32 protein-coding genes are annotated in these 25,869 nt (G+C 71.4%); 11 read left to right on the plus strand and 21 right to left on the minus strand.

Annotation, left to right across the window (positions count from 1 at the left end; genetic code table 11):
• Positions 1-379: 379 nt before the first annotated feature.
• Positions 380-598, minus strand: a complete 219-nt coding sequence (locus tag ACIGA3_RS12375; protein WP_399713641.1) for an MbtH family protein — start codon at positions 596-598, stop codon at positions 380-382.
• 665 nt (positions 599-1,263) lie between these two features.
• Between ACIGA3_RS12375 and ACIGA3_RS12380 the strand changes: the two genes are divergently transcribed.
• Positions 1,264-2,490: a cytochrome P450 gene (locus ACIGA3_RS12380; protein ID WP_399713644.1), complete on the plus strand. Its 1,227-nt coding sequence runs from the start codon at positions 1,264-1,266 to the stop codon at positions 2,488-2,490.
• A gap of 87 nt (positions 2,491-2,577) precedes the next feature.
• Here the strand turns inward: ACIGA3_RS12380 and ACIGA3_RS12385 are convergent, their stop codons facing one another.
• From ACIGA3_RS12385 to ACIGA3_RS12405, 5 genes are all read right to left on the minus strand, one after another.
• Positions 2,578-3,843 (minus strand): cytochrome P450, encoded by a 1,266-nt coding sequence (locus ACIGA3_RS12385; protein WP_399713647.1) that lies wholly within the window; start codon positions 3,841-3,843, stop codon positions 2,578-2,580.
• Positions 3,840-4,457: a GTP-binding protein gene (locus ACIGA3_RS12390; protein WP_399713649.1), complete on the minus strand. Its 618-nt coding sequence runs from the start codon at positions 4,455-4,457 to the stop codon at positions 3,840-3,842. Before ACIGA3_RS12390 ends, ACIGA3_RS12385 begins: the two co-directional genes overlap by 4 nt.
• Positions 4,438-4,782 (minus strand): DUF742 domain-containing protein, encoded by a 345-nt coding sequence (locus ACIGA3_RS12395; RefSeq protein WP_399713651.1) that lies wholly within the window; start codon positions 4,780-4,782, stop codon positions 4,438-4,440. The genes ACIGA3_RS12390 and ACIGA3_RS12395 overlap by 20 nt, the downstream gene beginning before the upstream one ends.
• Positions 4,779-5,198, minus strand: coding sequence for a roadblock/LC7 domain-containing protein (locus ACIGA3_RS12400; RefSeq protein WP_399713654.1), 420 nt, complete (start codon positions 5,196-5,198; stop codon positions 4,779-4,781). Before ACIGA3_RS12400 ends, ACIGA3_RS12395 begins: the two co-directional genes overlap by 4 nt.
• Positions 5,199-5,319: 121 nt before the next feature.
• Positions 5,320-7,083: an ATP-binding protein gene (locus tag ACIGA3_RS12405; RefSeq protein ID WP_399713656.1), complete on the minus strand. Its 1,764-nt coding sequence runs from the start codon at positions 7,081-7,083 to the stop codon at positions 5,320-5,322.
• Between the two features lie 529 nt (positions 7,084-7,612).
• Between ACIGA3_RS12405 and ACIGA3_RS12410 the strand changes: the two genes are divergently transcribed.
• From ACIGA3_RS12410 to ACIGA3_RS12430, 5 genes are read left to right on the plus strand one after another with little or no spacing between them, the layout of a single operon-like run.
• Positions 7,613-8,791 (plus strand): exo-beta-N-acetylmuramidase NamZ domain-containing protein, encoded by a 1,179-nt coding sequence (locus tag ACIGA3_RS12410; protein WP_399713659.1) that lies wholly within the window; start codon positions 7,613-7,615, stop codon positions 8,789-8,791.
• A gap of 36 nt (positions 8,792-8,827) precedes the next feature.
• The gene (locus ACIGA3_RS12415) at positions 8,828-9,808 is read left to right on the plus strand and encodes a GNAT family N-acetyltransferase (protein WP_399713661.1); all 981 of its coding nucleotides are present in this window, start codon (positions 8,828-8,830) and stop codon (positions 9,806-9,808) included.
• Positions 9,805-11,130 (plus strand): ABC transporter substrate-binding protein, encoded by a 1,326-nt coding sequence (locus tag ACIGA3_RS12420; RefSeq protein ID WP_399713664.1) that lies wholly within the window; start codon positions 9,805-9,807, stop codon positions 11,128-11,130. The genes ACIGA3_RS12415 and ACIGA3_RS12420 overlap by 4 nt, the downstream gene beginning before the upstream one ends.
• A complete protein-coding gene (locus ACIGA3_RS12425; RefSeq protein ID WP_399713667.1) occupies positions 11,124-12,092 on the plus strand; it encodes a carbohydrate ABC transporter permease in 969 nt (322 codons plus the stop codon). Before ACIGA3_RS12420 ends, ACIGA3_RS12425 begins: the two co-directional genes overlap by 7 nt.
• Complete coding sequence (locus ACIGA3_RS12430; protein ID WP_399713669.1) at positions 12,089-12,958, plus strand: carbohydrate ABC transporter permease; 870 nt, start codon at positions 12,089-12,091, stop codon at positions 12,956-12,958. The genes ACIGA3_RS12425 and ACIGA3_RS12430 overlap by 4 nt, the downstream gene beginning before the upstream one ends.
• Before the next feature lie 6 nt (positions 12,959-12,964).
• On the opposite strand, the gene ACIGA3_RS12435 is transcribed toward ACIGA3_RS12430, so the two are convergent.
• On the minus strand, positions 12,965-13,144 hold the full coding sequence (locus tag ACIGA3_RS12435) for a DUF6480 family protein (RefSeq protein WP_399713671.1): 180 nt from the start codon (positions 13,142-13,144) through the stop codon (positions 12,965-12,967).
• A gap of 102 nt (positions 13,145-13,246) precedes the next feature.
• On the minus strand, positions 13,247-14,107 hold the full coding sequence (locus ACIGA3_RS12440) for a UbiA family prenyltransferase (protein ID WP_399713674.1): 861 nt from the start codon (positions 14,105-14,107) through the stop codon (positions 13,247-13,249).
• 143 nt (positions 14,108-14,250) lie between these two features.
• Between ACIGA3_RS12440 and ACIGA3_RS12445 the strand changes: the two genes are divergently transcribed.
• The 3 genes from ACIGA3_RS12445 to ACIGA3_RS12455 are packed head-to-tail and all read left to right on the plus strand — an operon-like array spanning position 14,251 to position 16,887.
• Positions 14,251-15,309, plus strand: coding sequence for a type III polyketide synthase (locus ACIGA3_RS12445; RefSeq protein WP_399713676.1), 1,059 nt, complete (start codon positions 14,251-14,253; stop codon positions 15,307-15,309).
• Between the two features lie 43 nt (positions 15,310-15,352).
• Positions 15,353-15,877 carry an isoprenylcysteine carboxyl methyltransferase family protein gene (locus ACIGA3_RS12450; protein WP_399713679.1) on the plus strand — a complete coding sequence of 175 codons (525 nt, stop codon included), beginning with the start codon at positions 15,353-15,355 and terminating at the stop codon, positions 15,875-15,877.
• The gene (locus tag ACIGA3_RS12455; protein ID WP_399713682.1) at positions 15,874-16,887 is read left to right on the plus strand and encodes an NAD(P)/FAD-dependent oxidoreductase; all 1,014 of its coding nucleotides are present in this window, start codon (positions 15,874-15,876) and stop codon (positions 16,885-16,887) included. The genes ACIGA3_RS12450 and ACIGA3_RS12455 overlap by 4 nt, the downstream gene beginning before the upstream one ends.
• A 9-nt stretch (positions 16,888-16,896) precedes the next feature.
• Here ACIGA3_RS12455 and ACIGA3_RS12460 read toward each other — a convergent pair whose 3' ends face one another.
• Positions 16,897-17,046, minus strand: a complete 150-nt coding sequence (locus ACIGA3_RS12460) for a hypothetical protein (protein ID WP_399713685.1) — start codon at positions 17,044-17,046, stop codon at positions 16,897-16,899.
• Positions 17,043-17,750 carry a YqjF family protein gene (locus ACIGA3_RS12465; protein WP_399713687.1) on the minus strand — a complete coding sequence of 236 codons (708 nt, stop codon included), beginning with the start codon at positions 17,748-17,750 and terminating at the stop codon, positions 17,043-17,045. The genes ACIGA3_RS12460 and ACIGA3_RS12465 overlap by 4 nt, the downstream gene beginning before the upstream one ends.
• A gap of 151 nt (positions 17,751-17,901) precedes the next feature.
• Between ACIGA3_RS12465 and ACIGA3_RS12470 the strand changes: the two genes are divergently transcribed.
• Both ACIGA3_RS12470 and ACIGA3_RS12475 read left to right on the plus strand, forming a co-directional pair.
• Positions 17,902-18,705 (plus strand): SDR family NAD(P)-dependent oxidoreductase, encoded by an 804-nt coding sequence (locus ACIGA3_RS12470; protein WP_399713689.1) that lies wholly within the window; start codon positions 17,902-17,904, stop codon positions 18,703-18,705.
• Between the two features lie 56 nt (positions 18,706-18,761).
• Positions 18,762-19,859 (plus strand): glutamate--cysteine ligase, encoded by a 1,098-nt coding sequence (locus ACIGA3_RS12475; protein WP_399713692.1) that lies wholly within the window; start codon positions 18,762-18,764, stop codon positions 19,857-19,859.
• A 126-nt stretch (positions 19,860-19,985) separates the two neighbouring features.
• Here the strand turns inward: ACIGA3_RS12475 and ACIGA3_RS12480 are convergent, their stop codons facing one another.
• From ACIGA3_RS12480 to ACIGA3_RS12530, 11 genes are all read right to left on the minus strand, one after another.
• Entirely contained in the window at positions 19,986-20,396 is a 411-nt protein-coding gene (locus ACIGA3_RS12480; RefSeq protein WP_399713695.1) for a hypothetical protein, read from the minus strand.
• 47 nt (positions 20,397-20,443) lie between these two features.
• A complete protein-coding gene (locus ACIGA3_RS12485; RefSeq protein WP_399713698.1) occupies positions 20,444-20,746 on the minus strand; it encodes a gas vesicle protein K in 303 nt (100 codons plus the stop codon).
• Between the two features lie 21 nt (positions 20,747-20,767).
• A complete protein-coding gene (locus ACIGA3_RS12490) occupies positions 20,768-21,001 on the minus strand; it encodes a gas vesicle protein (protein ID WP_399713700.1) in 234 nt (77 codons plus the stop codon).
• A gap of 2 nt (positions 21,002-21,003) precedes the next feature.
• Positions 21,004-21,783, minus strand: coding sequence for a GvpL/GvpF family gas vesicle protein (locus ACIGA3_RS12495; RefSeq protein WP_399713702.1), 780 nt, complete (start codon positions 21,781-21,783; stop codon positions 21,004-21,006).
• Complete coding sequence (locus ACIGA3_RS12500; RefSeq protein WP_399713705.1) at positions 21,776-22,186, minus strand: gas vesicle protein; 411 nt, start codon at positions 22,184-22,186, stop codon at positions 21,776-21,778. Before ACIGA3_RS12500 ends, ACIGA3_RS12495 begins: the two co-directional genes overlap by 8 nt.
• A gap of 57 nt (positions 22,187-22,243) precedes the next feature.
• Complete coding sequence (locus tag ACIGA3_RS12505) at positions 22,244-23,401, minus strand: SRPBCC family protein (RefSeq protein ID WP_399713708.1); 1,158 nt, start codon at positions 23,399-23,401, stop codon at positions 22,244-22,246.
• Positions 23,394-23,927 carry a hypothetical protein gene (locus ACIGA3_RS12510; protein ID WP_399713711.1) on the minus strand — a complete coding sequence of 178 codons (534 nt, stop codon included), beginning with the start codon at positions 23,925-23,927 and terminating at the stop codon, positions 23,394-23,396. Before ACIGA3_RS12510 ends, ACIGA3_RS12505 begins: the two co-directional genes overlap by 8 nt.
• 46 nt (positions 23,928-23,973) lie before the next feature.
• Positions 23,974-24,231 carry a gas vesicle protein GvpG gene (locus ACIGA3_RS12515; protein WP_399713713.1) on the minus strand — a complete coding sequence of 86 codons (258 nt, stop codon included), beginning with the start codon at positions 24,229-24,231 and terminating at the stop codon, positions 23,974-23,976.
• A gap of 38 nt (positions 24,232-24,269) precedes the next feature.
• On the minus strand, positions 24,270-24,983 hold the full coding sequence (locus ACIGA3_RS12520; RefSeq protein WP_399713715.1) for a GvpL/GvpF family gas vesicle protein: 714 nt from the start codon (positions 24,981-24,983) through the stop codon (positions 24,270-24,272).
• Positions 24,984-24,986: 3 nt separating this feature from the next.
• Complete coding sequence (locus ACIGA3_RS12525) at positions 24,987-25,433, minus strand: gas vesicle structural protein GvpA (protein ID WP_399713718.1); 447 nt, start codon at positions 25,431-25,433, stop codon at positions 24,987-24,989.
• A gap of 68 nt (positions 25,434-25,501) precedes the next feature.
• Entirely contained in the window at positions 25,502-25,810 is a 309-nt protein-coding gene (locus tag ACIGA3_RS12530; RefSeq protein ID WP_399713719.1) for a gas vesicle protein, read from the minus strand.
• Positions 25,811-25,869: the final 59 nt, after the last annotated feature.

Here is a 25,869-nt window from a genome sequence, read left to right on the forward strand (position 1 = left end):
GGAGAGGTTTCGGGGACGGTAAGGAAAGCCGGGGTAAAAAGAACGCGCGTATACGCGGTTCCCCCATGACGTTTCCATGACGGTGAAAGGAAGAAAGTGCGTATCCGAGATGACGAACGCGGCCGCGCCATCCGCACTTCCGCTTACCGGCGCACGGCAGCCCGCCGTGTCCACGCGCGTCGACCAGGCAGCCGGACGCGACGCCGGGGCCTCCGCGAGCGGGAACGGGAACCGGCGCGAGCGCCTCGCCGACGACGACGGTCATCCGGTGCGACCGGCCCGGTGACCCCCGGGGCGAGAGCGGCGCCCAGGGGATCACGGAGCGGCGGAACACCGCTGACCTGGCATGACACCCCGGACAGACCGGGGCCGCGGCGGCCTATCCGGCGTCGGCCGCCATCGCCCGCACCAGGCCGGCGGGCCGCATGTCGGTCCAGGCGGCCTCGATCGCGTCCAGGCACTCCTGGCGCGACCCCTCCGGACCGCCCGCGCGCCAGCCGCCCGGCACGGCGAGATTCGCCGGCCAGAGCGAGTACTGACCCTCTTCGTTCACGAGCACCAGGAACTTGCCCGACTCATCGTCGAAAGGATTGACCACGACGCCCCCCTTGGCGGCACGTACATCAGCTTGTTTTCCGAGTAGCCGCGCAATACCACTTCCGCGGCCCCCGGACGTCTTGCCCGATCCGAACAGTGGGTCAGATCGAACGAAGGAGCGAATCGCTCCATCCCCGAGATGACAGTTGCCGTGCGGTCGGTCGGAACCAGACTGCCCGGACCCTGTGCATTCACACTCATCACACTAAGGGAAAGTCCACGATCGGAGGTACACGTTCGATCGATTACCCACTGGTAATAGAGCGCGCAATAACCATCATTGCTGCCCGAGGCATATGCCGAACGGCACTCAATGGCCACCATTCAGCCAACAGGCGCCCGAAGTGCGGCAGTTCACCCCTGTATGACCCATGCCGATCCGGCTGACCCCGCGCCTGTGTCCCCGCGTTCTCACATGAGCGCACATGGCTCGGCGCCACGCTCCCATGCGCCGACCGTGCGCCCCGTTTCCGGCCGCACCCGTCCGTCGCACCGTCCAGAACAAGACAAGAGAGCGGAAGAACCGACCGCGCGCCCTGCTTCTGGCCGACCGGTTTCCGGCCAAGGAGCACCCCGCGCCCCAGTCGAAGCTTTTAGGGGCTGTCATGGCTGACGAATGATCAATAACCTTACGGAACACGCCATTCCCGGTCCCGACGGAGCATCATGACCACTGCGGCACAGATACCCGACATCCTCTCGCCCGAGTTCGCGGCGGACCCCTACCCCGCGTACCGCCTGATGCGGGACACCTCGCCCCTCATCTGGCACGAGGCCACGCAGAGTTACATCATCTCGCGCTACGAAGACGTCGAGCGCGTCTTCAAGGACAAGGACGGCGAGTTCACCACCGACAACTACGACTGGCAGATCGAGCCGGTGCACGGCAAGACGATCCTCCAGCTCAGCGGCCGTGAGCACGCCGTGCGCCGGGCCCTGGTCGCCCCCGCCTTCCGGGGCCGGGACCTCCAGGAGAAGTTCCTGCCCGTCATCGAGCGCAACTCGCGCGAGCTCATCGACGGCTTCCGGCACACCGGCTCCGCCGACCTGGTCACGGACTACGCGACCCGCTTCCCGGTCAATGTGATCGCGGACATGCTGGGCCTGGACAAGGCCGACCACGCCCGCTTCCACCGCTGGTACACGACCGTCATCGCCTTCCTCGGCAACCTGTCCGGCGACCAGGAGGTGGCCGCCGCCGGCGAGCGCACCCGGGTGGAGTTCGCCGAGTACATGCTGCCGATCATCAGGGAGCGGCGCGAGAACCTGGGCGACGACCTGCTGTCCGTGCTGTGCGCCGCCGAGGTCGACGGGGTGCGGATGAGCGACGAGGACATCAAGGCGTTCTGCAGCCTGCTGCTCGCGGCCGGCGGCGAGACCACCGACAAGGCGATCGCCAGCATCTTCGCCAACCTGCTGCGCCACCCCGACCAGCTCGCCGCCGTCCAGGCCGACCACAGCCTGATCCCGAGGGCGTTCGCCGAGACCCTGCGCTTCACCCCGCCGGTGCACATGATCATGCGACAGTCCGCGACGGAGGTGAAGCTCAGCGGCGGCACCATCCCGGCCGGGGTCACCGTCACCTGCCTGATCGGCTCGGCCAACCGCGACGAGAACCGCTACCGCGACCCCGACCGCTTCGACATCTTCCGCGAGGACCTCACCGCCACGAACGCCTTCTCCGCGGCCGCCGACCACCTGGCGTTCGCGCTCGGCCGGCACTTCTGCGTCGGCGCGCTGCTCGCCAAGGCCGAGGTCGAGATCGGCGTGGCCCAACTGCTGGACGCGATGCCGGACTTGCGGGTCGCGGACGGCTTCGACCTGGTCGAGCAGGGCGTGTTCACCCGCGGACCCCAGGCGCTGCCGGTGCGGTTCACCCCGGTGACCGCCTGACCGCCTCACCGCCCGACCGGCTCACCGTCCGACCGCCCGACCGGCGCCGTGCCGCTGGGCCCCGCCCGGGGCCCAGCCGGCCACCGGCTATCCGTCGACCGGGGTGAACCGCACCGGCAGGGTCGTCAGGCCCCGCATCCAGATGGACGACCGCCAGGTCAGCTTCTCCGGGTCCACCGTCAGCACCAGGTCGGGCAGCCGCTCCAGCAGCGTCTCCACGGCGGTGCGCGCCATGACGTCCGCGAGCAGCGGGGCCGGGTAGGGGCACCGGTGCTCGCCGTTGCTGAACGACAGATGCGCGGCGTTCTCCGCGCCCACATGACCCTCGGGCCAGAGCCCCGGATCGGTGTTGGCGGCCGCCAGCCCGAGGACCAGGCAGTCGCCGGCCTTGATCTGACGGCCGCCGAGCTGGGTGTCCCGTACGGCCCAGCGGCCGATGAAGTTCTGGGTGGGCGTATCGAGCCAGAGCACCTCGTTCAGCGCCTCGCCGACGCTGACCCGGCCGCCGGACACGCTGAGTTCGAACCGCTCGTCGGTCAGCAGCAGCCGCAGCGCGTTGCAGATCCAGTTCGCGGTCGGCTGCTGCGCGGCGGCGATGATCGAGATCAGGTCCTGGACGATCTCCTCGTCGGTGAGCCCCGCCGGGTGCAGCACCATCCGCGAGGTGACGTCCTTGCCGGGGTCGGCCCGCTTGTCCTGGACCAGCCGCACCAGCCGCTCGCCCACGCGCCCATAAGCCGCCACCGGGTCGTCGCCCTCGGCCGCGTCCAGGGAGATCCGCAGGTCGTCCACGAGCTGCTGGGTGTCCGCGCCCGAGATCGGCATCCCGCACACCTGCACCACGGCCCGCATCGGCAGCGCGTGCGCGTACGACGCCATCAGCTCCGCCTGGCCGCTGCCGGCGAACCGGGCGATCAGCTCGTCGGCGATCAGCTCGCAGTCGCGGGCCAGCTCGAACTGGTCCACCCCGGACAGCGCCTCGGTGATCACCCCGGCCCGCCGCCGGTGCTCCTCCCCCTCGGTGAACAGCACCGAGGGCTGGTAGCCGACGAAGGGCATCAGCGGCCAGTCCGGCGGGATGTTGTCCCACTGGTTCCAGCGCCGGGAGTCCCGCGCGAACAGCTCGTCATGGCTGGTGACTTGAGCGACCTCGTGGTAGCCGAGCACCAGCCACGCGGGGATGTCGCCGTCCAGCAGCACCGGCGCGACCGCACCGTGGTCGCGGCGCAGCGCCCGGTACATCTGCGACGGCGTCTGCTGGTACTCCAAGCCCGCCAGGCGCACCGCGTCGGTGTGGGCGGGGCAGCCGGGCGGCGGTGCCGGTTGCGCGGAGAAGGAGCCGGGGTCGGTCACGGGGTCGCCTCCTGGGCGGTGGCCAGCGTGTACACGTGGTCCACGAGAGTGATCAGCACGTCCTTGCCCGACTGCCGGACCCGTGCGTCGCAGTCGAGCATCGGCACGTGATCGGGCAGCGCGAGCGCCTGCCGGATCTCGTCCAGGGAGTGGTGGGCGGCGTCGTCGTCGAACCGGTTGACGGCCACCACGAAGGGCGTGCGGTGGTGTTCCAGCCGGTCTATCGCGTACCAGGAGTCGTCCATCCGGCGGGTGTCCACCAGGACCACGGCTCCGAGGGTGCCGGAGAAGAGCCGGTCCCACAGGAACCAGAAGCGCTCCTGGCCGGGCGCGCCGAACAGGTAGAGCACCATGGTGTCGTTGAGGCTGATCCGGCCGAAGTCGAAGGCGACGGTGGTGGTCGACTTGGCCGCCACACCGCTGGTCTCGTCGATGCCGACACCGGCCTCCGTCATCACCTCCTCGGTGTTCAGCGGCCGGATCTCGCTCACGGAGCGGACCAGGGTGGTCTTGCCGACACCGAATCCGCCCACGACGACGATCTTCAGACCGGTTTCCGCCGCGTCGGCCAGTGGCGTGCGGTGGGCGGGCAGCTCAGAGATTGCGGAGCCCATGGAGCACTTCCTTGAGAAGGGCGGGATCGGGGAGGGGGTTCACGGGTGGATGGCGTGCGGTGATGCGTCCGGTGTCGAGCAGGTCGCCGAGGAGAATCCGCACGACCATGATCGGCAGTTCCAGTTCGGCGGAGATCTCGACGACCGAGGTCGGGTGCTGACAGAGGGTCAGGATGCGGGAGTGCTCCGACTGCATCCCCGTGGTCGGCTGGCACTCCGCGACGATGAGTGTGACCAGGTCCAGGGTGTCGTCGACGCTGCTGCGCCCGTTCGTGACCGTGTAGAGCCGGTCGGGGGCGCCGGTGTCCACCGGCTTGCGGGTCACGACGGGGTACTCCCCTGGAACGGCTGCCGGGGCGCGGCCCGCAGATGCTCGCCGATCTTGTCGACCAGGCCGGTCATCTCCTCGCCGAGGCGGCCGGGGTCGGCGTCCTCGGCTGCGACGACCGCCAGGTGCGCGCCCTCGCCGGCTCCCACGATGCACAGCAGTCCGCCGTGGAAGGCGGTCATGGAGTGGAGTACGCCGCCGGAGCCGTCCCCGAACTCCACGGACGCGCCGTGGGACAGGGCCTGCAGGCCGGAGCAGATCGCGGCGAGCTGGTCGGCCTGATCCGCGGCCAGGCCGGGGGTCCAGCACAGCTTGAGGCCGTCCCGTGACAGGACCAGGGCGTGCCGGGCACCGGGGGTCTGCTCCAGCAGGTTCTGCAGCAGCCAGACGAGGCTGTTGTCGGTGGTCTGCATGATGGGTGATGGGACGGTGGTGTCCGGCTGATCGGCCACCGGCCCGTTCCTCCAATCTCATGGGCACGAGGGGGGCGTGGCTGCCGGGACGCTGGCCCGGCGGGGTATGGGAGGGGCGGAGCTACCCGGCGGTCGGAGGCTCGGTGTCGGACCGGCCGCCCTGGGTGCCTCCGGGCTTGCGCGAACGGTGGAAGGCGCCGAAGCGGGAGCCCACGTCGTGCACGGGCCGTTTCCGGGGCGGGGTGACCTCCGGAGCGGGCCGCTGGGCGCGCTCGGCGTCGCTCATGGTGCGGCCGGGTTTGCGGACGGGGAGTCCGTTCGGGGTGGCGGAGGCGGGCGGCTCGTGCCGGGTCTGCCCGGGCACTTCCGGCACGATCACGGGCGGCTCGGACCGGACGGGTGCCTCGGCGACGGGGGCCGGGGCGGGCGTCGGCGCTTCGGGCGCGGGGGGCGGTTCGGGGGCGGGGGGCGGTTCGGGTGCCGGGACCGGTCGGGCGGTGGCCGCGCGGGCCGCCTCCCGCTGCGCGGGCCACGGGTCGCGCTGCTGCGCGATGAGGTGCCTGGGCAGCAGGACGACGACCCCGGTACCGCCGCGTGAGGAGGGACGGTAGCTGACGTTGATGCGGTACTTGAGCGCGAGCAGTCCGACCACGGCAAGGCCCAGCCGGGTGCCCTGGAGGGAGGCGAGGTCGGCCATGCTTCCGGCGACGGCGCCCTCGGCGTGCTTCATCGCCGCCTCGGACATGGTCAGTCCGCTGTCCTCGACGGTGACGACGATCCCGGCCCGGTGCTCCTCCACGTAGACGTGGACCTCGTCGGTGGGCGGGGAGAAGTTCGCCGCGTTGTCGATCAGTTCGGCGAGGAGGTGCATCACGCCTTCGGCGGCGAATCCGGAGATCGCGGCCTGGGAGGTGAAGTGCAGCCGGACCCGCTGGTAGGCGGCGATGCGGCCGATGGCGCCCCGGAGGATGCTCTCCATCCGGATCGGCTTGTTCCAGGTACGGCTCGTCTTGCCACCCATGAGCAGCGCCAGCCGGTCGGCGATCAGCACGAGCTGGGAGGTCTTGTGGTCCAGCCGCATCAGGTCGCCGAGCATCTTGCCGTCGTGCTCGTCCTGCATCGCCCGCAGGTCGGCGAGCATGCTGACGGCCTTGGCCTGCACCCGGCTGAGCGCCTTGGTGGAGGCGATCCGGGTACCGCCCTGACGCCGCTCGCTGCGCGCCAGTTCGCGTACGAACCGATCACTCAGGTCCTGCATCAACGGCAGCTGGGGAAGGGTGAGTTCGCCCAGGACCGTGTCGGCGGAGCGGCCTTCGGCGAGCCGGGCCACGGCGGCGGGCAGCATCTCCCGCGCGAGCCGGTCCACCTCGGCCAGCACCTCGTTCAGCGCGTCCTGGGTCTGCCGTCGCTCCTCGTCCGCTACGGCCGCCCGGTTCACGGCCTCTTCCAGGGCACCGGCGGAGAGCTGGGCGAGCCGGCGCAGGTTCTGGTCGTTGGGCATCGACACGCCGTCGAGCGCCTTGGCGGCGCCGCTGCCGGCCAGCACCAGGCTGTGCAGGGAAGGCAGCGTCACGTTCACCAAGTGGCCGGTCTGCGCGGCCGATTGCTGCGCCTGCGCGCGGAGTCGGCCGTTCTCGGCGGCCTGGGTGGCGGCGGCATGCCTGGCCCGGCGGACGAGGAGGTGGCCGACGAGCACGGCCACGGCGACGCATCCCCAGCCCGCGGCCGCCACCACCAGTGTCCATCTGCGGGTGCCGGAAGGCGCCACCCCGACCGCGACACCCGCGGCCACGGCGGTCACCGCCACCACGGCCGCGGGCACCGCCCACGCACTGCGCTGAACGGCCCTCGAGCGGTGTTGAACGGACGGTGCAGGAACTGACATTCCGCGGTCCCTCGGTCTGCGAGCAGAAGAAACGGCGACCGAGCGCTCGATCGCGGGTCCGGAAGCGGCTGCCTCGGAGGAAGGCGATCTTCCGGCCGGTTACGCCCACATGCTAGTCACACCGCGGTGTGCGAAGTTCCGATTGACCCCTCAGGGACCCCCGGACCTGAAGTCGTCGTGAAGCAACCATTCGGACGACAGGGCGTGATAGAGGACCGAACGGCCTTCACCCCTGCTACCGGGCCCGGAAAGACCCCATGCGCACCGGATGCCCAGCCGCCGAGGTAGCGACCGCAAACCCTCCCCGAGGCGCCAACCCCTATGAGAGGGACCTTCTTTCAGCCAACTGCGTGATCAGGCCAGGCGTTGATCGGCCGCGCGGCGAGCGGAGTCGAACGGGTTTCCACTCCGATGGCCGAACGTCGGCGCCATGGGCCCGCCCCCACCGAGAGGTAGTGTCCGCAGCATTGCCCAATTCCGGGACATTCAAGAGAATTTCCGATAAGGGGCGAAGAATGAGTAGTGAAGAATGAGTAGTACGGACGACCACTTCAACGTGACCACCGGGATCGCCCGGCTGTGCGCGGTGCCCGGGCTCGCCGGGCCCGGCCGGCTCGGGCTGGTGACCAACCACACGTGTGTCCTCCCCGACCTGCGCCCGACGGCACCCGCGCTGATCGAGGCGGGCGTGAACCTGGCCGCCCTGTTCGGCCCCGAGCACGGGCTGTACGGCACCGCCCAGGCGGGCGAGAGCGAGCCCGACGAGGTCGACCCGGCCACCGGGCTGCCGATCTACGACACATACCGGTGCGACGAGGAGCGCCTCGACAAGGTGCTGATCAACAGCGGCGTGGACGCGCTGGTGTACGACCTCCAGGACGTCGGGGCGCGCTTCTACACCTATGTGTGGACGATGTTCGACCTGATGGTCTCGGCCGCGCGCACGGGCGTGCGGTTCGTGGTGGCGGACCGGCCCAACCCCCTCGGTGGGCTGGTCAGCGAGGGCCCGCTGCTCGATCCGGCGTTCGCGAGCTTCGTCGGGCGGGCGCCGGTGCCGATCCGGCACGGGCTCACCTGCGGTGAACTCGCCTGGTATCTCAACAGGTCTGCCGTGGCCGAGGTCGCGGGACGACAGGTCGACCTGACGGTGATCAAGGCTGCCGGATGGCGGCGGGAGATGGACACGGAGGCCGCCGGTCTGCCATGGATCGCACCGTCGCCCAACATGCCGACGCACGCCACCGCCGTCGTCTACCCCGGCACCTGCCTGTTCGAGGGCACCAACGTCTCCGAGGGCCGGGGCACGACCCAGCCCTTCGAGATCGTCGGGGCCCCGTACATCGACGCCCGCTTCGCCCCCGCGCTAGCCGAACTCGGCCTGCCCGGCGTGCACTTCAGGGAACTGCGCTACGTACCGACCTTCGACAAGCACGCCGGACGTCCCCTGCGCGGGGTCCAGCTCCATGTCACGGACCGCGAGGCGTTCGCGCCCGTACGCACCGCCGTGGCCATGCTCGGCACGCTGCGGCGGCTGTATCCGGACGACTTCGCCTGGGCCGGCGGCGCGGACAGCGGCTTCATCGACCAGCTGTGGGGTTCCGACCGGCTGCGGCGCGCGATCGACGCGGGCGAGGACCCGCTGCCGCTGTGCGAGCCGCCCGCACCACCCGGCTGGTGGGCCGGTGACGACGTACTGCTCTATCCCTGACGGCCGAGGGCCCGCGCATGGAAGGACGACCCGTCGATGACCGATCGCACGACGAGAGCCCGGACCGAGTTCCGCGGGTTCCGGGCGGGTGACGGTCCGCCGCTGGTGGCGGCGTGGTGCCGGAGCGCGCCCGCCGACCCCATCACCGCGGACCGCTTCCGCTCCCTGGTGCTGCTCGACGCCAACTTCGACCCGGCCGGGCTCCGGATCGCCGTGGAGGACGGGCGCCTCGTCGGCGCGGCCTACGCGGTGCGCCGGCTGACGCCGATGACCGGCACCGACCTGGAGCCGGCGCAGGGCTGGGTCCCGTTCTTCTTCGTCGACCCGGAAGCCCGTGGCCGTGGGGTGGGCCGGGGGCTGCTGACCGACGCCCTCGACTGGCTGCACGGCCACGGCCGCACACGCGTGGACTTCGCCCCGTACACCCCGAACTACCTCCTCCCCGGCCTGGACGCCCGGACGTACCCGGAGGCGGCGGGGCTGCTGGAGTCCCTGGGTTTCCGCACGCTGTACGAGGCGGCGGCGATGGACCGCACCCTGACCGGCTACGCCTTCCCGGCGGAGGCCGGGCACCGGGCCGCCGAACTGACAGCGCGGGGCTACCGGTTCGGCACCCCGGCCGACGACGACCTGCCGGAACTCCTCGCCCTCGCCGCACACCACTTCACCCCCGACTGGGCGCGCGCGATCCGGGAGTGCCTGCTGAAAGGCGCGCCACTGGACCGGATCGTCGTCGTCCGGGACCCCTCGGGCCGTCTGGTGGGCTGGGCGATGCACGGCGCGTACGAGTCGGTGACCGAGCGGTTCGGCCCGTTCGGGGTGCTGGACGAGATGCGCGGCACCGGGCTCGGCAAGGTCCTGCTCCATCTGGTCCTGGAGCGGATGCGGGCGCTGGGCGCGGGCTCGGCCTGGTTCCTTTGGACCGGCGAGCGGTCCCCGGCGGGTCATCTGTACCGCCGGGCCGGGTTCACGACGACACGGGTGTTCCGCGTGCTGCGCCGGGAGGCGGCCCGATGACCGGCTCGGCGCGCGGTCTGAGCCGCCGCCGCTTCGCGCTCGCGCTCCCCTCGGCGCTGCTCGCCGCCGGCTGCGCGGCACCGCACCGGGGCACCGGGCGGCCCGGCGACCCGATCGTCCTCACGGTGCTCTCCCATTACGCGAGCGGTGAGCTGAAGGCGGCCCTGCAAGGTCCGGTCGACGAGTGGAACGCCACGCACGACCGGGTGAAAGTGCGCACCAAGGCAGTCGAGTTCAACGACCTGCTGACCACGTTCATGGTCCGGCAGGCCGCCGGCCAGGGCGCCGACATCCTCCAGCCGTACTGCCTGTGGAACGGCCAGCTGGTCCGGGCGGGTGTCCTGCGGCCCGCCCCACCCGAGGACGCGGCGGAGATCACCCGCGGCTACGGCGCGGCGGCGGTCGGCTCCGCCTCTGTGGGCGGCGAGATCCACGGCTACCCCACCGAGGCCCAGACCTACGCCCTCTACTACAACAGGCGCCTGCTGCGCGAGGCCGACATCGCTCATCCCCCGCGCACCTGGCGGGAGTTGGAGGACACCGCGTACCGCACCACCAGACGCGACCGGTACGGCAACACCCTGGTCCAGGGCTTCGGCCTCTCCACCTACGACGACTCCACCACCGTCGGCCAGACCCTCGCCCTGCTCAACGCGTCCGGGGGCACGTTCATGTCCAGGGACGGCAGGAGCACCGCCATCGACTCTCCGGCCGGCCGGGCCGTGCTCGATCTGGAGCACCGTCTCGTCAGCAGAGGGGCGAGCGCGCCCGGTGTCAACGTCTACAAGGCGTTCCAGTCCGGGCAGGTGGCCATGGTGATCAGCGCCGGATGGTGGACCGGGAGCCTGAAGGCCCAGATGGGCGACGCCTATCGCGATGTCGGGGTGGCTCCGGTGCCCGTCCCGAAGCTGGGCGACAGGCGTGCCACGCTCGCCACCGGATTCATGCTGGGGGTCAATACCTCCAGCCAACACCCGCGTGAGGCTTGGGAGTTCCTGCGCTGGCTCAACACCGAGAAGGTGAGTGTGCGCAAGGGGGCGGCCGCGACGCGGATGAGTGCTCTCCAGGTGTCGGTGGGCTCTCTGACCGGCCGCGCCGACGACATGCGGACGCTGCTCGGCGAGGGCGGCGATCCCAACCTGCGCCCGTTCCTGGACGCGCTGGGGTACGCGGTGCCGGAGCCCAACGTGCCGGGCGCGCAGCAGGCCAAGTCGTTGCTGCGCAAGAACATCGAGGCGTTGTGGACGGGTCAGCAGTCGGTGGACGAGTCGCTGCGCACCATCCGCCGCCAGGTCGACCAGGAGGTGTCGCGCTCATGGTGAACGCCCTGACCCCGGAGACGACCGCACGGCCGCCGCGCCCGCGCTCCGTCGATCCCACCCGGACGGCCGTGGACCACCGCGGCCGGGCCCGGCGCCATCAGGCGGTGGTCGCCTATCTGTTCCTGGCGCCGACGCTGCTGTTCTTCGCCGTCTTCCTGATCCTGCCGCTCGGCTTCGCGCTGCTGCTGTCGATGTCCCGCTGGGCCGGGTTCGACCTCGGCGACATCCAGCCGGTCGGCCTGGACAACTTCGCCGGCCTGTTCGCGGACGGCTCGACGTTCCTGACGCCGATCCTCACCAACACCCTGCTGTTCGCCCTCGGCACCGTGGCCCTCGCGCTGGCGGGCTCGGTGCTGGTCGCCACCTGCATCGACAACCTGCGCTTCCAGGGGGTGTGGCGCACCCTGTACCTGCTGCCGATCGTCACCACGGTGGTCGCCGTCGGCAATGTGTGGAAGTACATGTACGAGCCGGGCGGGCTGGTCAACGGCGCCCTGAACGCCGTCGGGCTCGACTCGGTGGCGTTCCTCCAGGACCCGGACACCGCGCTGCCCGCGGTGGTGGTCGTCCAGGCGTGGGCGTCGGTCGGCTCGGCGATCCTCATCCTGACCGCCGGGCTGAAGTCCGTCCCGGGGTCGTACTACGAGGCGGCCGCGCTGGACGGCGCCGGGCCCGTCACCGTCTTCTGGCGGATCACGCTGCCGCTGCTGCGGCCGTCGCTGCTGTTCGTGTGCGTCACCCAGTTCATCACCGGGCTCCAGTCGTTCGCGCTGATCATCGTGATGACCAAGGGCGGTCCCGGCGACGCGACCAATGTGGCCGCGCTGGAGATGTACCGGCAGGCGTTCTCCTACGGCGACTGGGGCACCGCGAGTGCCGCCGCCTTCGTGCTGTTCGTGGTGATCCTTCTTGTCACCCTGGTGCAGTTGTGGATCTTCCGGCGCAAGGGGGAGGACGCGTGATCCGCCGCCGTTTCCCGTGGCTGTCGTATCTGGTGGTCGTGACGGGCGCCGTGCTCACGGTGGTGCCGTTCCTCGACATGGTGATGACGTCGTTCAAGGGGCCGGGTGAGTCCGGCACGCTGCCGTACCGGTTCCTGCCCGAGGCGTTCGACCTGGCCAACTACCGGGCGGCCATCGACCAGCTCGATCTGCCGGTGCTGTTCCGCAACAGCGTCATCGCCACGACCGTGATCAACGCGTCGGTGCTGCTGACTTCGTCGCTGGCGGGCTACGCGCTCGCCAAACTCCGCTTCCCCGGCCGGGACTTCATCTTCCGGCTGGTGCTGTCGACGATGATGTTCCCGCCGTTCCTCTTCTTCATCCCGCACTTCCTGATCCTGGTGCACTGGCCGCTGGCGGGCGGCAACGACCTGCTGGGGCGGGGCGGTGCGGGGCTGACCGTGAGCATCGTGGCGCTGGCTATGCCCTTCCTCGTCAACGGCTTCGGGATCTTCCTGATGCGCCAGTTCATGGTCTCGATCCCGGACGAGGTGCTGGAGGCCGCGCGGATCGACGGGGCCGGGGAGTTCGCCGTGTGGTGGCGGATCGTGGTGCCGCAGACCAAGCCGGTCATGGTGACGCTGGGGCTGCTGACGTTCGTCGACGCCTGGAACGAGTACATCTGGGCGCTGCTGGTGTCGACCGCGAACCCGGACGTGATGACGCTGCCGGTCGGCATCCAGCTGCTCCAGGACTATGTGGACCCGACGCGCACGATGCCGATCGTGATGGCGGGCCTGGTCCTGAGCATCCTTCCGGTGCTGGTCCTCTTCCTGCTGCTCCAGCGGCACTACATCAGAGGCATCATGCTCAGCGGCCTGAAGTGAGCGGCTCTACAGGTCGATCATCCTGACCAGGAAGAACGCGGCGATGAGCGCGCAGCCGAGGAGGATGAGGAACAGCCAGATCCGGGGGTGCTCCCAGGGGCCGCCGTCCGGCCGCTCGGGGTGGGCCTCGGCGGTCGATCCCTCGACGGGCGGGGTCTCGCCGGGCGGCTGCAATGAATCGGGCATGGTTCACCTCTGTTCACCTGCGACGATGCCGCCACCGGCGCCGGGCGACACGTGGGTACTTCGCTCCGCCGGAGCCGCTCGGATGCGGCCCCGCCCCCCTTCTCAGGATGCCCCGGTCCCGAGGCCGCCGCTGCCCAGCAGCAGCACCACGTCCACCACGGCCACGGCGACCGCCGCCGCGAACGCGGCCCGCTCGCGGCGGCGGCCCAGCACCGTCCCGGTCACCGCGATCAGCCCGGCGACCGCCAGCGCGGCCAGCTGCCGCGCGCCCGGCCGTCCGGCGGGTCCGAGCGCCAGCAGGGCGGAGGCGGTGACCAGGGGCACCGGCAGCAGCAGCCGTACGCGATCCGGGCCCAGCCGCTGCGGCCAGCCCCGTACGCCGGTCGCCAGATCCCCGCGGATGTCCGGCAGCACATTGCCGAGGTGGGCCCCGACGCCCAGGAGTGCCCCGGCGGCGACGACCCACCAGGCGGGCCACGGCCGCCCCGGCAGACCCAGGGTGACGAAGGCCGGGAGCGCGGCGAAGGCCACCGCGTAGGGCGCCCAGGACCAGCGGGTGGCCTTGAGCCGCAGGTCGTACGCCCAGGCCGCCGCGACGGCGGTCAGGTGCACGGCGCCCGCCGACCATCCGCAGGCGAAGGAGAGGGGCACGCACAGGGCGAGGGCGGCGCACGCGGCCGTCCACACCTGCCCGGCCTCGATCGCGCCGTCGGCGACGGGTTTGCCCCGGCGCCCCACCGCGATGTCCCGGCGCGCGTCGAAGGCGTCGTTGCACCAGCCGATGGACAGCTGCCCCGCCAGTACGGCGCCGGTGGTCAGCAGGCAGCGGCCCGGTTCCTGGCCGGCGGTCACGGCCAGCGCCGCCGTCAGCGCGGTGACCACCACCAGCGGGCCGGGGTGGCAGGCCCCGGCCAGAGCGGAAGCCTTGCGGGCCGGGATCGTCGACTGCTCGGGAGTCACCACCCGGCGATCGTAGGAGCCCCGCCGGGACCGGTCAGGGCGCGCCACGGCCCGGAACGGCCGGACGGGCGATCTCTGGTGCCGGGGTACCGGTCCTGGGAAGGTCTGCTGAGTCCACCCCGGGCCGGTCGACGTACGGGAGCCTCATGACGCGGATCGCCGCCGTGCACGGTGCCCTCGCGCCGCATCGCTTCGCCCAGTCCGAGATCACCGACATGGTGGCCCGTGCCTGTCTGCCCGAGGGCGCGGACCGCCAGGTGCTGGACCGGCTGCACCACAACGCCGGGGTCCGCTCCCGCCACATGACCCTGCCGCTCGACCGGTACGAGACGCTGGACGGCTTCGGCGCCGCCAACGACATCTTCATCGCCACCGCCACCGACCTGGGCGCCAGGGTGGTCCGGGAGGCTCTGCGAGGGGCCGGGCTGTCGGCGGCCGACGTGGATCTGCTGGTCTTCACCTCGGTCACCGGTGTCGCCGTCCCGTCCGTCGACGCGCGGGTGGCGGGCCGGCTGGGGCTGCGGCCGGACGTGCGGCGGGTGCCGTTGTTCGGGCTGGGCTGCGCCGGGGGCGCGGCCGGGCTGGCCCGGATGCACGACTTCCTGCTGGGGCGGCCGGATCAGGTGGCGGTGCTGCTGTCGGTCGAGCTGTGTTCGCTCACCTTCCAGCGCGGCGATGCCTCGACGGCCAACCTGGTCGCCACCGGCCTCTTCGGCGACGGCGCCACCGCCGTGGTGGCCTGCGGGGCCGACCGTGCGGACGGGTTCACGGGCCCCACGATCGTGGACACCCGCAGCCGTCTGTACCCGGACGCGGGTGGCGCCCTGGGCTGGGACATCGGGGACTCCGGCTTCAAGGTCGTCCTCGATCCGGAGATCCCCCAGGTGCTGCGCCGCCATCTCGCCGACGACGTCGAGGAGTTCCTCGGCGACCACGGCCTGAAACCGCAGGACGTGACGGGCTGGGTGTGCCACCCCGGCGGACCCCGCATCCTGGAGGCCGTCACGGAGACACTCGACCTCCCCGCCGAGGAACTCGCCGTGAGCTGGCGCCACTTGGCGGAGGTCGGCAACCTCTCCTCGTCCTCCGTGCTCCACGTACTGCGCGACACCCTCACCGAACGCCGCCCGCCATCCGGCACTCCGGGGCTGCTGCTGGCCATCGGGCCGGGTCTGGCCTGCGAGTTGGTGTTGTTGCGTTGGTGAGCACCACAGGGAACTTCCGGACTGGACTTGGGGCACAGGACACATGATCTGGTACGCGCTGCTGGTGGCCGCCGTCGCGGGCGAGCGGGTCGCCGAACTCGTCGTGGCGCGCCGCAACGAGCGGTGGAGCAGGGCCCGCCGCGCGATCGTGGCGGGCGACGGCCACTACCCGGCGATGGTCGCCCTGCACATGGGGCTGTTGATCGGCTGCCCGCTGGAGGTATGGCTCGCCGGGCGGCCCTTCGTGCCCGCCCTGGCCTGGCCGATGCTGGCCGTGCTGGTGGGTGCCCAGGCGCTGCGCTGGTGGTGCATCGGGACGCTCGGGACGCGCTGGAACACCCGCGTGATCGTCGTACCCGGTCTGCCGCTGGTGGCGCGGGGGCCGTACCGGCTGCTGCGGCATCCGAACTACGTGGCCGTCGTGGCCGAGGGGCTGGCGCTGCCCCTGGTGCACACGGCCTGGGTGACCGCGGCCGCGTTCACGGTGCTCAACGCCGCCGTGCTGTGCGTGCGTATCCGGTGCGAGAACCAGGCGCTGGCCGCGGCCGAGGCACCGGTTCCGGCGTGATCGACGTCCTGGTGGCCGGTGGCGGTCCGGCCGGGCTGGCCGCGGCCGTGCACGCCAGGCTCGCCGGGCTGACCGCCGTGGTGGTGGAGCCGCGCACCGCGCCCGTGGACAAGGCGTGCGGGGAGGGCGTGATGCCCGGCGGGGTCGCGGCGCTACGGGCGCTCGGTGTGGAGGCGGCGGGCCGGGATCTGCGCGGCATCCGCTACGTGGACGGCGTCCGCCGGGCCGAGGCGCCCTTCCGTGGCCGCCCGGGGCTGGGCATCCGCCGTACGACCCTCCACCAGGCGCTGCACGAGCGCGCTCTCGCCCTGGGCGTGCGGATCGAGCCCGGCAAGGTCGGCGAGGTACGCCAGAACACCGACAGTGTCACCGCCGCCGGGATCACCGCCCGCTGGCTGATCGCCGCCGACGGCCTGCACTCACCCGTGCGCCGCCGGCTGGGGCTGGAGCTGCCCGGTGGCGCACGGGGCCGCTACGGACTGCGCCGGCACTACCGCGTCGCCCCGTGGACGGACTTCGTGGAGGTCCACTGGTCCGGCCGGGGCGAGGCGTACGTGACCCCGGTCGCCGACGATCTGGTGGGCGTCGCGGTCCTCAGCCGCGTCCGGCGCGGGTACGACGAGCATCTGGCCGGTTTCCCGGCACTCACCGCCGCGCTGCGCGGGGCTCCCGCGACCGAGGTGCGCGGTGCCGGACCGCTGCTCCAGCGGGTACGGCGCAGGGTCGCGGGCCGCGTGCTGCTCGTCGGGGACGCGGCGGGCTATGTGGACGCCCTCACCGGGGAGGGCATCGCGCTCGCCCTGGCGACGGCCGAGGCCGCCGTGCGCGGTGTCGCCGCCGGGCGGCCGGAGCGGTACGAGCGGGACTGGACCCTGCTGACGCGGCGCCACCGCATGCTGACCAGGGCGTTGCTGGCCGCGAGCAGCCGTCCGGGCACCGCCCGGCTGATCGTGCCCGTGGCGTCCCGGCTGCCCCCGGTGTTCGCGGCGGCGGTGCACGCGCTCCGGTAGCCGGGGTTTCTACTCGTCGTCCTCCGGCAGCCGCTCGCCCTCGGCCTGTGAGGGCGTCGTGCGCGGCACGTCGGGGTGGACGGTCCGGCCGGGCCGGCCGTCGGTCTCGGGGTCCGGTTCCCGCTCGCCCTCTGCCTGGGACGGGGTCCACTCGCTCATGACCGGCCTCCTTGTCGGGTGTTCGGTGGGGTCGGGGATCGCAGGGGCCGGGTCGCGCCCACCCATGCGTGGCTGATGCGCTCGGAGAACCGCGCCACGGGCTCCCCACGCGGTGCGGGCAGCCCCGCCGCGCCGGTGACCGTCTCTTCCAGCACCTCGACCAGGGCCCCGGATAGGGACCACGGCTCGTGCCCCACGGGCGTCTCCCAGAGCACGCCCAGCCGCCGGCTGTACGCCCGCCACCGCGAGGTCAGCCACACGTCCAGCCTCGTCGGCTCGACGGGCGCGCCGGGCCGGACGGTCAGGCGGTAGGCGGCGTGCCCGGTCCGGCGCGCCCCGGTGTACGTGACGGTGTCCTCGCCGACGGAGACGCGCAGGTCGGCCAGGTGGTAGGGCACGCCCGGGACCCGGCCCGCCAGCAGCAGCGGGCAGGTCACGTCGAGGGAGAAGAACCAGACGCCGTCCCGCCCGCGCACGTAGGTCCGCAGGTTGGTCTCCGCGAAGGTGGGGAGTGCGGGCAGACCGAGGACGCGGACGTCCGCCATGAGGTACGGCGTGAGGGTGACCCACGCGGCCCCCTCGTACTCGTCCACGACCAGCCCCTCGGGCAGCAGCGCCTGGACCGTCCGGGGTTCGTAGGGCCAGCTGACGAAGGTCTGCGTCAGCCAGCGGGCCCGCAGGACCGGCACACGGTTGGCCACCATGCACGGCGAGTTTCCACCCGCGGGACCACGGAAACGCCCTCGTGGGAGGCCATCGCGTCACAGCCGTTCAGGAACGGCCGATCTGGGAACTGCGGGAGGTACGCCAAGCGCGTCCCGCCCGCACCGACCTCACCCAGGGAGAGATCCGGCCATGAACGACGTCAAGCCTCTCGCCCTGGTCACGGGCGCGTCCAGCGGTATCGGCTTCGCGCTGGCCAAGCAGCTCGCCGAGCGCGGTTACGACCTGATCATCAACGCCGAGAACGACACCGGGCTGCGGCAGGCGGCCCAGGAGATCCGGGCGGTGGCCGGGGTGTCGGTGGAGCCGGTCCGGGCCGACCTGCGCCACTACGACCAGGCCGAGGAGCTGTGGACGGCGGTCACCGCGACGGACCGTCCCCTCGATGTCGCGGTGCTCAACGCGGGTGTGGGGCAGGGCGGTGCCTTCGCGGACACCGACCTGGAGGACGAGCTGGAGATCGTCGACCTCAATGTGCGCGCGACCGTGCACCTGGCCAAGCGGGTCGTGCGCGAGATGGTCTCCCGCGGCCGGGGCCGCATCCTCGTCACCTCGTCCATCGCCTCCACGATGCCCGGCACCTTCCAGGCCGTGTACAACGCGTCGAAGTCGTTCGTGCAGTCCTTCACCCAGGCGTTGCAGAGCGAGCTGAAGGACACCGGCGTCACCCTGACCGCGCTCATGCCCGGCCCGACCGAGACCGAGTTCTTCCACCGCGCGGACATGGACGACACCCAGGTCGGCCAACAGGAGAAGGACGACCCGGCCGAGGTCGCGCGGGAGGGACTGGACGCCCTTTTCGAGGGCAAGGACAAGGTAGTCGCGGGGTCCGCCAGGACGAAGGCGCAGGGAATGGCCGCCAAGGTGCTCCCCGACAGGCTCAAGGCCGAGGCCCACGGCAGGATGGCCGAACCCGGCTCGGGCGAGCAGGACTGACCGACGGGACGCACTGAAGGGGACCGGTCCCCGGACCGGCCAGGGAGGACGGCCGCGTGCGCAGCGTGGGAGTGGAGGAGGAGCTTCTCCTGGTGGACGCGGAGAGCGGTGAACCACGAGCCGTCGCGGCGGCGGTGCTGGCGCAGGCCGGCGGGGCCGCCAGGGCGGACGGGGAGCAGGTCTTCGAGTCGGAGCTGCAACGCCAGCAGGTGGAGTTCGCCACCGCCCCGCAGACACGGGCGGACGAACTCGCGGCCGAGATCCGCCGGTGCCGTGCCGAGGCGGCGCGGTTCGCCGGGCGGACGGGGGCCGCCGTGGCCGCCCTCGCCACCTCTCCCCTGCCGGTCAGTCCCACGCTGACCGCGGACAGCCGTTACCGGTGGATGGCCGAGCGCTTCGGGCTGACCCTGTCGGACCAGCTCACCTGCGGGTGTCATGTGCACGTCTCGGTGGACTCCGACGAGGAGGGCGTGGCCGTGCTGGACCGCATCCGCCCCTGGCTGCCCGTGCTGCTCGCCCTGAGCGCCAACTCCCCTTTCTGGCAGGGCCAGGACAGCTCCTACAGCAGCTACCGCAGCCAGATGTGGGGGCGGTGGCCGTCGGCCGGGCCGACGGATCTCTTCGGCTCCGCCGACCGGTACCACGAGCGGGTACGGGACATGGTCGGCACCGGGGTCCTCCGGGACGAGGGGATGATCTACTTCGACGCCCGGCTCTCCGCCCAGTACCCCACGGTCGAGATCAGGGTCGCGGACGTCTGTCTGGACCCGGACACCACGGTCCTCCTGGCCCTGTTGTGCCGCGCTCTCGTCGAGACGGCCGCCCGCCAGTGGCAGGCGGGGGAACCCCCGGCCCGGCTCGGCTCCTCCCTGGTGCGGCTCGCCGCCTGGCAGGCCGCCCGCTACGGCCTGGAGGACCGCCTGCTGCATCCCCTGACCATGCGCCCCGCCCCGGCGGAGACGGTGGTCCGGGCGCTGTTCGACCACGTACGCGACGCCCTGGACGACCACGGTGACGCCAAGGGCGCCCAGGACACCCTGTCGGGCCTGCTGAAGCACGGCAACGGCGCGATGACCCAGCGCGCGATCCTGCGCCGCACGGACAGCCTCCGCGCCGTCGTCACCGAGTGCGTACGCCTGACCGGTGAGGAATGACCGCGCTCCCTGATCCGGGCAATCGAGCGCGTACGTCCTGACCCGCACACACGGGCACCTCCCGCGCGTCCGTGGACGCGGGGGAGGTCGCCGTGGTCATCGCGTTCCTCGCGGAAGCGGATGTGCTCAGATCCGGCCTCGGGCCAGCCTGGTCAGGGGGCCCATCTGCGGCTTGGCCGTCGAGCGGCCTATCGCGAACGCCGCTCCGGCGACGCCCGCCACACCCGCGGCGGCCGCGGCGGCGACCGCCTTGCGGTGCTTGATGACCGTCCACGCGGTGCCCGCCGCCTCGACCGCCTTTGCCGTGTTGGCCGCGACGACCTGCTGTCCGGTCTGGAGACCGGCGACGGCCGCGCGGCTCACGCGCTGGGTGGTGTCACCGACCGACTGGGCGCCGGAGACCGTGGTCTTCTTCGCCTCCTGTGCCGTCTCCTTGGTGCCGGCGGCCGCCGCGCGCGTGGTGGAGGTGGCGGAGGACGCGGTCTTCTTGGCGTTCGCCGCGGTCGTGCTCCTGGTGTTCTTTTTGTCGTCAGTCATAATTCCCTACTGTCCTTTCCCCCGGCGGCAAAACAGGGTTCTCGAATTCAGAGGTCTCGGGGCAGCAAAGATCCCAACGGCCCGAGATCCAGATTCAGTTCGTCCATTGTCAGGTTGTACCGGTCACACAGTTCTTCCATGCGTTCCTGGAGAATCATCAGCGTCATACCGATGCGTTCCTCCTGGTCGTCATCGAGATCTCCCTGGTCCACCCGGTGAATGGCGGTGCGCTCCATGAGCTGGCGCAGCAATTCGACAATGGTGAGCACCAGCTTCATCAGATCCCGCTCCACCGTGTCGGGGTCCGTCCGCATATGGGCGGCGAGGGCGTTCGCGGGTGTTTCCGGCATCACAGAACTCCTCAGCACTCCTCAGCATTCCTCGGTACGGGAACGCGGCGGCATGATGGCGGGCCCAGGCGCGTCTCCCGTGATCGAGCGGATGACCGCCCGGAGGTTGATGTGCACCAGGTCGACATCGGCGATGCTCAGCACGATGTCGCCGGTGAGCACGGCCCCGCCGTTCAGCAGCCGGTCCAGCAGGTCGATCAGGGCGACGGGCGGCTGGGCGACCGGCTCGACGCCCTGCCCGTTCGCGGGCCGCATGCTCAACTCGAGACCCCGCCCGCGAAGGAGTACGGCGCCCAGGGCCCCGTCACCTCGATGGTGACACCGGGGGTGTCCAGGGCGAGCGCGCCCAGTTCCGTACGGAACCGGTCCACGTCCTGCCGGGGCACGAGGTACGCCTCGTTGGCCACGTTCTCGCCCCGCCCGGCCGACCATTCCCCCTGCTGGGGCCGGTGGACGGCGCGGGCGGAGGCGAGCGCCGACGCCACCCGCGCCGCCTGCTCCGCCGTGTCGCGGGCGGCACCGTAGGTGTCCTGGGCGAGGCGTCGCTCGGCGCGACGGCGCTGCAGATAGGCGCGGCCGGGGCTCGCGGACGCCGGCTCGGGCTCCTGCGCGGCCGACGCCGCCCGGGGCTCGGCGTACACCTTCAGCCCGAGTTCGACGTGGCCGTCCAGCGTGCGCAGCAGCTCCTCGAAGCAGGGGTGCTGCTCGTCGAGCATGGCGGCCACGCGCGCCTGGTCGCGGTAGACCGTGGCCAGGCGCATCGGGAGGACCGTGGCCGTGGCGAAAGCGGCGTCCACCACCGCGTGGTGGGCCCGCGCGATCGCCTCCAGCCGTTCCAGGTCCTCCAGTTGGGGGGCGAGGTGCTCCTCGCCGAACCGGTCGGCGGGGACGGCGGAGACCAGGGCGGTGAGTCCCCGGCCGCCGCCGACCGTGCGTACGGTGCCGCCGTCGACCCCGGTGACCGGGGCCGTCGTCCCGTCCAGGGCCAGGTCACCGAGGCCGACGGCGTAGACGTACGCCATCTCCGTTTCACTCACGGCCGGCCTCCCGTTCCGCGGGCTCCTGCCGGGCGTCCCCGCCGGCCGTGTGGCCGGTGGGCAGCTCGGCGGCGGCGCGCAGCCGGGCGATCTCGGCGCGCAGCCGCTCGTTCTCCTCGCTCAGCGCCGGATCGGAGGCGGCGGGAGCGGTGGAAGAAGGCTTCGCGCGGGAGGAGAGCGAGGGGTCGTGCTCCCACCAGTCGATACCCATCTCCTTCGCCTTGTCGACGGATGCGACAAGCAGGCGGAGTTTGATGGTCAGCAGCTCGATGTCGAGGAGATTGATCTGGATGTCCCCCGCGATCACAATTCCCTTGTCGAGGACCCTCTCCAGAATGTCGGCCAGGTTGGCGCTGTTTCCCTGCCCCGCGTAGGACGGCGCGGTGCGCGGAGGGGCCGGCATTCGACCGGCGAGTGAATCGGACACGTTCTCAACCCTGTCTTTCGGCTGGTTCCCGGATCAGGCCCTGGCGTCGGCGGTGCGCCGGCGCCGGGAGGACCGGGGAGCCGCCTCTTCTTCCTCGGGCTCGTCGTAGGACTCCTCGGCGTCCGGCTCGTCGGCCTCCGCCTCGTATTCCTCGGCGTCGTCGGCGTCCTCGTCCAGGTACTCGTCCTCGTCGGCTGTGCCGGCCTCGTCGGTGAACTCGTCGTCAGCGTCTTCGGCGTCTTCGAGGTCGTCCTCGTCGGCCGCGTCGGTGAGCTCGCCGTCGTCGCCCTCTTCGCCCTCGGCCCCGTCGTCCTCGGCTCGCGGCTCGTCCTGCTCCTGCTCGGCCTCTTCCGCCTCTTCCTGCTCGATGGCGTCGTCGTGGGTGACGACCACCTCGCCGTCGCGGACCTCGCCGCGCCAGCCGTCGGTCGCCTCGCCGCGCATCATGATGAACTTGCGGTAGAGCTTGAGGTCGAGCCGGGCCCGGCGGCCCTGGGCGCGCCAGATGTTGCCCGTCTTCTCGAACAGCCCCTTGGGGAAGTACTCGAGGACCAGCAGCACCTTGGTGAGGTTGTCGGTGACGGCGTGGAAGGTGACGACGCCCTTGACCGTGCCCTTGGCGCCCTCGGTCGTCCAGGTGATCCGCTCGTCCGGCACCTGCTCGGTGACGTTGGCCTTCCAGCTGCGGGTGGACTTGGCGACCTTGACCTTCCAGTTGCTGGTGGTGTCGTCCGCCTTCTCCACGCTCACGACGCCCTTGGCGAAGGTGGAGAACTCCTGGAACTGGGTCCACTGGTCGTACGCCTCGCGCACGGGCACGCCGACGTCGATGTCCTCGACGATGGTCACGCTCTTGGACTTGCCGCCGCCGGACTTGCGGCCCTTGCCGAACAGGCCCTTGACCTTGTCCTTCACGGTGTCCTTGAGGTGGGAGACGCCCGCGGAGACGGCCGCCTGCGCGGGTGACTTGCCGTCGGCGAGCGCCTGCCCGCCCTTGGCGAGGCTCTTGAGCGGGCCGCCCTCGCCCGCCTGTCCGAGCTTGGTGACACTCTCGCCCAGCCGGTGACCGAGCCGGCTGACGGTGTGCTCGGCGCGAGCGCGCAGGTAGGTGCCCAGCGCTTCCTTCAGGCGGTCGGTCGACTCGCTGTGGACGACCTCGTCCTTGGCCTTGCTCAGGGTGGAATCAGCCATTGCCGGCACCGCCGCTCTTGCGCGCGGCGGAGGAGGCCCGCTTCTTGGCGGCCCCGCCGGCCCGGGAGGCCCCGCTGCGGGAGGCGGCCGACTTCGCGGTGCCGGTCCGCTTGCGGGCGGGGGCGGTCTTGCGGCGCGTGCCCTCGGAGGCGGCGGACCGCTGCTGCTTGGCGGGCTGCTTCTCCTCCTCTTCCTCTTCTTCGACCTCGTCGTCCTGGGGCCCGTCCAGGGCCTTGGTGCGCTGGGCCAGGGAGTCGGTGAGCGAGTCGGCGAGACCGGTGGCGCGCTTGGTCAGCGCCTCGGTGGCGGCGGCCTTCGTGGTCTCCACCAGTTCCTTGCGAACCTGGGCGTTGAGACCGGCGAGGGCGGGCGACTCGGCGAGCAGCGTGCCGATGCGCCTCGGGTCGAGGTCGAGCTTCTTGCCGGCCAGGAACATGCCCAGCCCGATGGCCATCTTGGCCTTCTTGGTCCGCCCCAGTACGTATCCGCCTACCAGGGCTGCGGCTATCTTGACGTTCTTCGTCATTCGGTGAGCACCTCAGTCTCTGCGGGTCGTCGATTGCGCTGTCCGGTCAGCCACTTCCTCCGTTCTCCCGCCGGTGGGCGTCGATCTCGTCCAGCCGGTCGAGCAGTTCGTCCTCCCGGCGGTCGTACTCCTCATCGGAGATCTCGCCGCTCGTCAACGCCCTTTCGAGTGCGGCCAGTTCGCGTCGCACAGGCTCGGGGTCGTAGTACTCCCGCTCCGCCGCGGTCAGCACCTGGTCGATGACCCAGAGCGATCCGCGTACGGGGGCGAGGGGAAAGGTCACGATGCCGGTGATGAGTCCCACTGCGACGCTCCCTTCCGTCGTCGGCCGGGCAGGTCCGCTCAGACGAAGCTGTAGGGCGGCAGCGGCCCGGTGAGGGTGAAGGTGTACGCGTCTCCCCGCTGGTCCGACTCGCGCCCCACGGCCTGGACGAAGGTCTCCACCTCGTCCTCGGGGACGAGGAAGGACACGCTCAGGAAGTGCGTCGAGCTGGGCTCTCCGGCCGAGAGGCGGGTCGCCGCGGGCGCGAGCCGCTGGGTGAGTTCCTCGGCCTCCGCGCTGCTGCGGGCGGACACCTCGTGGGAGATCAGTTCACCGAGGGCGACGCGCTCGTCGTGCGCGCCGGGCTGGTCCCGCGTGCGTTCCCGCAGCTCACGGACCTGGTCGGAGTGGGTGACGATCTCGCGCAGCAGGTCGTCCTCGTCGCGGGCGACCCTGAGGTGGTACTCGACGCGGCCGTCCAGCTCGTCGAGGCGGGCGCGGTAGCGGTCGCCCTCGGCGTCCAGCGCGCTCGCCACCTGCTCGTCGTCGGGGGCGAGCAGACCGAAGCGCATGGGGAGGGTCGCGCCGTCGCCCATCAGGACCTCCAGCACACGCTGGTGGGCCTGCACATCGCGGCGCTTGGCCCGCAGCCCGTCCGGCGCGTCACTGACGACGGCGGTGAGGCTGCCGGTCCGTACGGTGCGCAGCGGTGCCGGGGACTCGCCGACGCCGGCGACCTCCTCCAGGCGCAGCGGATGGTCGGCTCCGGTGATGCCGTAGACGTAGGTGGGCACGTGTTACTCCCCGCGGTTCTGGCTGGACTGGCGGCTGGACGTGGACTTGCGCGGTGCGCGCTTACGGGGCTGCTGCTCTTCCTCGGACTCCTCGCGCTTGCTCCCGAGCGAGTCGGTGAACGCCTCGACGGCTCCCGTCAGCGCTCCTTTCGACTTCCCCTTGGCCCCGCTCTCGGTCATGTCGCCCACGAGGTCGGTGAGTTGGCTCGGCGCCTTGCGGCCGGACTCCAGGTCGAGCCGGTTGCACGCCTCGGCGAAGCGCAGATAGGTGTCCACGCTGGCGACGACGACACGGACGTCGATCTTGAGTATCTCGATGCCCACGAGGGAGACGCGCACGAACGCGTCGATGACGAGCCCTCGGTCCAGGATGAGTTCGAGGACGTCGTAGAGATTTCCTCCGCCGCCACTACCGCCGGACTGGGTGCTGGTCTGCTGTACGAGTGACATGCTGACTTCTTTCCGTTGATCCGTTCAGGGCGCCGCGCGGCTGAATTCCGCTGCGGTACCCGATTGATTCAGCGGCGGTCGATCTGGCCCCTGGCGTAACGGCGTACGCGCTCATAGGCCATGATCCGGCCCTGCTGGTCGAGTTCGACGCGGTAGGACGCCATGACGCTCATGGTGTCCGGCACCTTTTCGACTTCCACGACTTCCACGTCCGCCGCCCAGCCGTCGTCGGTGGCCTTCACGGCGGATACCGCGCCCACTTCACGCTGGAGCAGTCCGGAGAGCTGTACGCTCGCCTGCCGCATCACGGTCGGCAGGTCCATTCGCTCTTCCGGACCCTGACCGCTCTTCTCGTTCTCGCTGTCTGTTCTGTCCACGATCCCCTCCCCTCAACGGGATTCTTCGAGGAGGTCCTTCACCTGTCCTCTACGCCTTC

It is taken from the genome of Streptomyces sp. NPDC085596, from assembly GCF_044541565.1.
In the GTDB taxonomy this organism is placed as follows: domain Bacteria; phylum Actinomycetota; class Actinomycetes; order Streptomycetales; family Streptomycetaceae; genus Streptomyces.